This window comes from Bacteroidia bacterium (assembly GCA_025056095.1).
Taxonomy (GTDB): domain Bacteria; phylum Bacteroidota; class Bacteroidia; order JANWVE01; family JANWVE01; genus JANWVE01.
Genome location: JANWVW010000003.1, coordinates 32,673 through 40,712, shown reverse-complemented (window position 1 = coordinate 40,712; position 8,040 = coordinate 32,673). Strand labels below are relative to the sequence as shown.

7 protein-coding genes are annotated in these 8,040 nt (G+C 38.1%); 3 read left to right on the top strand and 4 right to left on the bottom strand.

The features are described 5' to 3' along the window. Positions 1-983: hypothetical protein (locus NZ519_00580; protein MCS7027235.1), on the bottom strand; the 983-nt coding region annotated here is incomplete at its 3' end. 172 nt (positions 984-1,155) lie between these two features. Between NZ519_00580 and NZ519_00575 the strand changes: the two genes are divergently transcribed. The 3 genes from NZ519_00575 (at position 1,156) to NZ519_00565 (ending at position 4,375) form a co-directional block, all read left to right on the top strand. Next, complete coding sequence (locus tag NZ519_00575) at positions 1,156-2,340, top strand: GNAT family N-acetyltransferase (GenBank protein MCS7027234.1); 1,185 nt, start codon at positions 1,156-1,158, stop codon at positions 2,338-2,340. A gap of 308 nt (positions 2,341-2,648) precedes the next feature. Next, entirely contained in the window at positions 2,649-4,187 is a 1,539-nt protein-coding gene (locus tag NZ519_00570) for a hypothetical protein (GenBank protein ID MCS7027233.1), read from the top strand. 38 nt (positions 4,188-4,225) lie between these two features. Then, positions 4,226-4,375 carry a hypothetical protein gene (locus NZ519_00565; protein MCS7027232.1) on the top strand — a complete coding sequence of 50 codons (150 nt, stop codon included), beginning with the start codon at positions 4,226-4,228 and terminating at the stop codon, positions 4,373-4,375. A gap of 160 nt (positions 4,376-4,535) precedes the next feature. Here NZ519_00565 and NZ519_00560 read toward each other — a convergent pair whose 3' ends face one another. The 3 genes from NZ519_00560 to NZ519_00550 form a co-directional block, all read right to left on the bottom strand. Then, complete coding sequence (locus NZ519_00560) at positions 4,536-5,642, bottom strand: T9SS type A sorting domain-containing protein (GenBank protein MCS7027231.1); 1,107 nt, start codon at positions 5,640-5,642, stop codon at positions 4,536-4,538. Further along, entirely contained in the window at positions 5,630-7,009 is a 1,380-nt protein-coding gene (locus tag NZ519_00555; protein MCS7027230.1) for a PKD domain-containing protein, read from the bottom strand. The genes NZ519_00560 and NZ519_00555 overlap by 13 nt, the downstream gene beginning before the upstream one ends. A gap of 108 nt (positions 7,010-7,117) precedes the next feature. After that, the gene (locus tag NZ519_00550) at positions 7,118-7,885 is read right to left on the bottom strand and encodes a 2-phosphosulfolactate phosphatase (GenBank protein ID MCS7027229.1); all 768 of its coding nucleotides are present in this window, start codon (positions 7,883-7,885) and stop codon (positions 7,118-7,120) included. Positions 7,886-8,040 lie beyond the last annotated feature (155 nt).

The window sequence follows — 8,040 nt, the reverse complement described above, 5'->3', positions numbered from 1 at the left end:
TGCCCATATACACCATAAGTGGTTCCTGAAGTAGCTGAGGCAAAACCAAACACACCACCTACATATCCCGTACCTGTGGGCGCAACATCGCACTGACCTTGAACGCCCCTGGAGTTTTGTCCCGCACCTACCGCAGTAGGTCCAGCGTAGCCAACTACTCCAATCCCACCCCCATTTGAAGCTGTAAAACCATATACTCCGTAGGCTGCACCACTTGAACTTGTGGCACGTCCAAAAGTACCTATGGTTACAGCTGTACCTGCGGCACCTGTGGCTTGCCCGTATACTCCAAATGCGTTGCCTGCGGTAGCTCCTGTACCTTGAGGTGCTGTGTTATTACTACCAAAAACACCTATGCTTACCGAGCTTGCAGGCGTTTGAGTACCTAAGAGAGTTCCCCATACTCCATACCCCGTGTTAGTAGTAGCACTGTTACACTCTCCATACATTCCGATACCGTTAGCCCCTACATAGCCACTAACAGCAAAAGTACCTAGCGCATTAATCGCGCCCGTGTACCCTGTTCCATATACGGAGAATACATCTCCTGCAAATGGAGTAGTACTGTTATATACAGCAGGACCAGTAGCTAATATGCGCATACGCTCATTAGCAGCAGCTGAACCGTTAGTCTTGATTACAAAAGCTTGTGCATCGGTAGTACCAATAAAGTTTGTACCTGCGGTTGTACCTGCATTACCTATGGTATACCATGCGTCTGCGTTACCTGCCCCGGCAGTACCCCCACGGTACATTACTCCGTTGGCATCTACCATGACTACTCTGTAAGGAGCTGCACCTGCGGCTAAGGCACTGGTACTAGACAATCCACTTACCTGAATAGTAGCTGTATTCGGAGATGTACCGTCCGAAACATGCAGCTTTTGGGTAGGTGTTGCTGTACCAATACCTACGTTCTGAGCTTTTAAGCCCACATTTGCTGCTAGTCCAAGCAAGGTGAATAATAAAACTTTACGTTTCATACTTTATCCTACCTATTAAAATTATTGCAAGTTAGTAAATAAGTTTTAATTGTCAAAATTTAATCTACAAAACCACAGAAAAAATACTGAATAATTTTATTTTTGAGTGATTTTTGTTTGGATGTCCTTATTCGGCAAAATGTTTATTTTTGCCAAATCTTTTGTCTAAAATATGAAATATACCCTGCAAGAAGTAATCTCAAAAGCACACAAAAAGCAATTTTTAGAAGTAGCCCGCAAAATTTATCAAAATGATCCTAATTGGGTCTGCCCACTGGATATTGAAATAGAAGCTATTTTTGACCCTGATAAAAATTCTTTCTTTCAGCATGGTACAGCCAAACGATGGATTCTCATTCGTGTATCCGATAAAGAGGTAGTAGGTAGAGTAGCTGCTTTTATCAATCAAAAAAAAGTCCACCAAAATGGCTTAAAAGTGGGCGGAATGGGCTTTTTTGAATGTATCAATGACTTAGAAGCTGCATATATGTTATTTGATGCTTGTCAATCTTGGCTACGCGAACAAGGAATGGATGCTATGGATGGACCTATCAACTTTGGAGAAAATGATATGTGGTGGGGATTGTTAGTCGATGGCTTTACACAACCTGCCTACGGTATGAACTACCATTTGCCCTATTACAAAGACCTCTTTGAAACGTATGGCTTTCAAGTTTTTTACTCACAAATTTCTAAACACTTAGACATTACTCGCCCTTTACCTGAACGCTGGCAAAAAATACTTCAAAGAGTTGTCAACAATCCAAGGTTTAAGTTTGAACCTATCAACCTCAAAAATATACAAAAATACATTCAAGACTTTGTAACTATATACAATGATGCATGGCAATTTCATGAAAATTTTACCCCTGTTACCGTAGCGCAAATTCAAAAAACTTTTGAGAAGTTAAAACCTATTATAGAACCTGTCATGATTTGGTTCGCTTATGTAGACAATAATCCTGCTGGCTTTATTGTTTGCATACCTGACATTAACCAAATTATTAAAAAATTCAATGGAAAATTCGGTTGGTGGCAAAAACTGCAATTTTGGTACTACCTCAAAATAAAACGAATTATGAACAGAGGGCGAGTTACCATCATTGGGGTAAGTACCAAATATCAGCAAATGGGCATAGAAGTAGGATTGTCCATGCTACCTTTTGAACCTGTTCTCAAACGCGGCTACAAAGAAATAGAACTCTCTTGGGTGGGCGATTTTAACCCCAAAATGCGTTCAGTTATGGAAGCCACAGGTGCAAAACAAGGTAAAATTCACTACACTTACCGTAAACTATTTGATACGACTAAACCTTTTGAACGTTCCAAAATTATAGCCATGAACACACGAAAATAAAATGAAAAGAGTGTGTAAAAATCTAAAAAGTAGAGAAAAGTTACCCAGATAACAAACCTAACCCATCCAGCTTATCTAAACCACGAGTATAGTTTCTTTGCACCATTAAATATTTCTCATTTTTTGGGCGTACCTCTTGCTGCGCAAGGGTCGGAGCATTCCGCACCTAGCCCGCAGCAGTACGCCGACCTTTTGGGCTTTTGCCCACAAGGATACACCCAAAAAATCAAAATTCAATCTTTTGCGTTAATCATTGTTCGTGTAAAAATAGTATAGCACTTTGTAATCCTATTTGTTAACTTTGTGCAATGCTAAAATTTGTTATTCTGCTTGTATTTATCTTTTACTACACATTAAGCACAGCTCAAAACCTTGTAGATGAAGCCCAATTTGAACTACCTAAATCCCTATATAAAGCGGGCATACAAAAAGTATTTGCCGATACTTCACACAAAAAAATTTGGATCTCTTTTGTCCCTGAAAAAACCTCTTTTAGCGAAGAAAATCCTAACCACAAAAAAAAGTTTGAAATGGTACTTAATCAAAATACCCAAATTATATCCCAGCACTATTCTACTTATGCAGATACCCGACCGATAAAAATTAAATACACATGGAAAGATAACTGGATAGGTATAGTAACCCGAACTAACAATCAAACTAATCCTACTCAAAAAGAAGTTTTAGTTGTTTTGTATGACCATACAGGAAATCCCGTAAAAGAACAGTTTTTTACACTTTGTCCTGCCAAGCAAATGGAAAAATATGAAGACCTTCTAATCCAAGACACTCTAATATGTTTTTATGAAAAAGAAACCTATAGTAACGAAAGAACAGTGGACATGCTCAAAATTAACCTCAATACTTTACAAATCATTAGTCAAAAAACTCTATCCTTACCTAATCTGAAATTTGGGCTACTGAATGCCTTTTGTTTTGACAAACGTTTATTTTTATGGAGTGCAGAAATTGACCTGCAAAGATTTGGTACAGAGCGCGTTCCACATAAAAATACTCTCTTTGAACTTAATTTTGAGGGGCAAATAGTTCATTCGTGGTCTATTTACCCTGAAATGGAAACTAATTACCTACACTTTGCATCGGATAGAGAGAAAAACCTCTATGTCATTGGCGAATACACTAAATACAAATCTCACGATGAAATGATGGGAATTTTTGTTCAAAAACTTCAACCTAATGGACTTACAGCTTGGACAAAAGCTTACGATTACAAGGGAGAGTTACAAAAGTCTATTCGCACAAATACCACAGGGAGCATGCTTTACACACAGGGCGGACTGCTTTTACACAAACTGTTTTACACTCAAAATGGGGAACTAATAGCACAAGCCGAACTTTTTATCAAAAGACAGTACAGTACTACTAACTTCAATAGTAATACTCTATTTATGGGAGGAATAGGCGGAAGCTTTGCTGACCCTTACACAGATTACGAGTACTTTGACATACTTCTACTCAAATTTGATGCTAACGGAAACTACCTTAACACTGAACGCATACCCCGCACACGACAAGTAAAAACTTATACAGGGCATTTGCCTTCTCACAAACCTGTTGAAAAAAGCTTTGTTTTTTCACGAAGCGTGCAAGATAATATTTTTATTTTTTATATGAATGTACAGCATAATGGCAAATATCACTATTTATACGCTTGTAAATATCATGCTGCGTCAGGTCAAGTAAGGGGCGTAACAGATCTAAGCACAGATGGCTTTCAAGTCATAGATAACATCCCGATACAAGCACTTAGCCACAATCAAGTAATAGCTGTAGGTTCAAATAGTAGAGGTAACTTGTTGTGGATCAAGAGTTTTATCTTGGAATAATTATATTTATAGTTGAACAATGAATTTGGATTATTTTTTTGGGCGTGTCCTTGTGGGCGTTTCGCTTGCGCTCATGCCCACAAGGTCGGCGTGCTACGGGCTACGCTATCGCTTCGGTGCTTCGCTTCGCTCCGCACTGGGCTAACGCCCACCCTCCGCATGCCTCACGCAATAAAACACTGCTTTGAAAATAAAATTTTCTAATTGGATTAAACTTTATAGAAATATCAAAATAACACTGACAAAGTTTCTTACAGCATCTGTTGTTTAATCTTACAATTTACCTTCTACAAAAATGAAATTGGACGGCTATCATCAAGCCGCCCAAAAGTATTTTAAGTCTATAAATTACTGTTTTACAAACTTGTCTACATGAATAAGTCTGCCTGCATTGTCATAAAGTTGGTAGATATACACCCCCGCAGGATAGTGTGCCATGCTGATTGTAGCTACATCATAGCCGGCAATATTCTCATTCAATATAGTTTTACCTGCAACATCTACAATCCGAATGCTTTGTACATTCTTATTCTCTCTTAAATTAAGGTGTAAAACATTTTGTACAGGATTGGGATAAGTTTTGATACTGTTTAAGCTAATTGCATCAGTATTTTTAGAGCTAGTAATAGTATTGTACTCTGCACTTTCAGACTGATTGAGTGAAAAAGGCTCTTTGATATACAAACTTAACAAAATAGCAGGGTGGGCGTTTTGTAGCCAGTGATATACTAGTAAGGTATCTTCTTCGGAACCAAGATAGTAAAATACTGGACCTATCTTAATATACACTGTGTCCAATGTGATAGTGTTTTCTTTAACTCTCAAAGTGTTGGGATATGTGCCTGTGGGAATAGTCAAGGAACCAAATGCATCGGCATGGTAGGTTTTGTGTATAGTTCTTACAAATTTAACATCTGTGCCTGAATAAGTGGACATAACCACTGCTTTTGACGTATCTCCACCCATGCTGCCATAAGTTATAGGAGTTGGTAGTACAAGAGAATTTTTAGGCGCAAAATCTATAGGGACATTACTAAGTAGCCCTCCTGTTTTATGATGATAAAAGCCATCTATATACAATCCTGATGGGTTTTTGATTAGGTAAACCACTTCACTGTCTATGGTATTATTTACTGCCATTGTAGCAGCAGGGAAGTGGGTTGATCCAGGCAAGCCCGATGGGCTGACAAAATTAGTGGTACGGGTTTTGTCCGTACTAGGTAAATACGTCCAGCTTTGCGCTGTGCTACTAGGCGCAGTCATGGTAACTACAAAGTTTGTGTCCTCAACTGTGTTGAAAAAGTCCCCTACGCTTGGCAAAGCACCGCTAGTAATAGTAGGTGCTTGGGCTAAAGCTGAATCCGTAAGGATACATGAACAAGCAGCAAGAAGAATATAAAATACCTTTTTCATAGTGATAAGAATTGCAGCAAAAATTGTTCCTACTTTATCCATATTATTTTTTGCACATTCTCTATGCCGTTGATATTCGTCTTGATAAAATAAACCCCACTACTAAGCATCTGTACATCAAGCAGTTCTTGTAACTCAAATTTGTGTATCCCACTCATTCGCTCTTCTTGTAATAAGGTTGCAATTTTTTGTCCTTGTGCGTTATACAAAACTGTACTCACTAGTGCAGGTTCAGGGATGTAAAAGGAGTAAATAGCAGTAGGTCCGCAGGGGTTGGGATAAATCTTACCAAACACAATTTTATTACCTAAACGTAGATTCTCTAACCTTGTATCGCTTGTAATGTGTATATAATCTTTTTTAATCTCTGTAACTATGCACCCTTCCGAAGTTATACCTGTTAAAGTAACCGTGTAATATCCTGCTTTTTTATAGGTGTGTTTAGGATACTTTTCTTTTGATACCGTATAATCCCCAAAATTCCATTCATAAGACACAAATTGTTCATTATCAATAGGCTTGAAACTAATCTCTTCATCTATGGCAGAACGCGGATAATCTGCTACAAAATCAATTTCTGGAGTATTACCCACTACGATATAGTCTGACTTAAAAGTAAAATGCTCTCCCTTAGCCCCTATGGCTTTGAGCGACACTGTGTATTTGCCTGGCTTTGTGTAAGTATGAGAGGGTTCAGGCAGCTTAGACACAGGGCTGCCATCGCCAAAATCCCATTCATACGCAAAAGTATTCAAACTTAAATTTTTGAAAGTAACATTTAGAGTATCACATCCCAAAGTGGAGTTGGCTGCAAAATCTGCATAAGGCTCATAAGAATTTTCTATTGTTATGTATGTTTCTTGACTAGATACAACTTCACAATCTAAATGATTTTTGACCGTTAATTTTACTAAAAAAGTGCCCTCTGTACGATAAAAGTGAGTAACTCTTCTGCCATAGCCCTTATTACCATCTCCAAAGTCCCAAATATATTCCTTAGCCGAGCTATCTTTTGCCCTAAAACGTATTTTTGAATAAGGTATTTTGCGGTACAAAGTATCCACTTTGAACTCTGCTTTGGGCAATCGGGCTACCTCAATCCAATCTGTTTTAACAAAATTATATGATTGTCTACCTTTATAAGCAATCACTTCTACGGTATATTTTCCAGGTTTCGTGTAAGTATGTAAAGGATTGAGTTCTTTACTTTGTTTTCCATCTCCAAAAAACCATTTGCAAGAGTCTACATCAACGATACTCATAAAAAATTGTGTAGTAAGAGGCGCACATCCTACATAATGGCTAGCATAAATGGCACGGTTATTGTCAATAAAACTTTGGGAATGTAGAAGTTTATCTGTACCCCAAAGCAAGATAAAATACACCCATAGCCTTTTTTGTGCTAGCATAAATTTGAGGTTGCTTTCATATTTCTACGCAGGGCAAATATACGAAAGTTACCTCTTATTTGTTATATAAATGATTTTGTATGTTTGTTAAGTAGAAAAAGCGACTTTCTAACTTTTAGTTTGTGCGTAGCTTTTCAAAGCTGCATGGATAGGTTGAGGCGTCTTAATGTTATACAGATATCCGTTTTCATACATAGGGATAACATCGGTCAAGTTTTTTTGCAAACAGAATTCTATATCTTTTTCTATATTTAGGTGAGCTAAACGCTTAGAATGGCTACTTTCTTTCAAAAAAGCTCGGATGTGGTTTTGAGCTTGTACGTACAAAAGCTCTGACGCATATACAGTATCCGAATCGGAAGTATATCCATATTTTTTGAGCTCATGTACCATAGACCCTGCAAAGAGAGTATCTTCAAGGTTAAATTTATCTTTCCATCCAGCGCATAGCAGTAGAACATTTTCTTTTTGTTCTACCAGCCATTCTATTAAAGCAGATTGATTTGTAAATGCCCCTACTACAATCTTTTTAGCTTTATGGTGATGTGCAGCTTGTATAGCTCGTGTACCGTTTGTGGTAGTTAATGCGATTACTTTACCTGACAGAATAGGATTCATGTAGTCAAATGGAGAGTTTCCTAAAACAAATCCTGGGAGCTTTTCGCCATTTCTTTCCGCTGCACCTATGTAGCCGTACTTTTGTATCAGGTTAATACATTCTTGTACGCTTTCTACGGGATAAATTTTATCTACACCGTAAGCAAACCCGACGCAAATGCTGGAAGTTGCTCGCAGTATGTCTATTACCACAACAATAGAGTTTTGTACAGCATACAAAGGTAGTTGATGCGGAGTAAAACATACTTCCAGATTCATACTGCAAAAGTACACTTTTATTTTAATTAACCTTACCTCTTAACAATATCTTGATGATTGATATGAAAAGTTTTGTTTTTTTTGGGCGTGCCCCTTGCTGACGCAAGGGTCGGGGCATTCCGCACTGCGCTTCGCTTCGGTGCTTCGCTAACGCT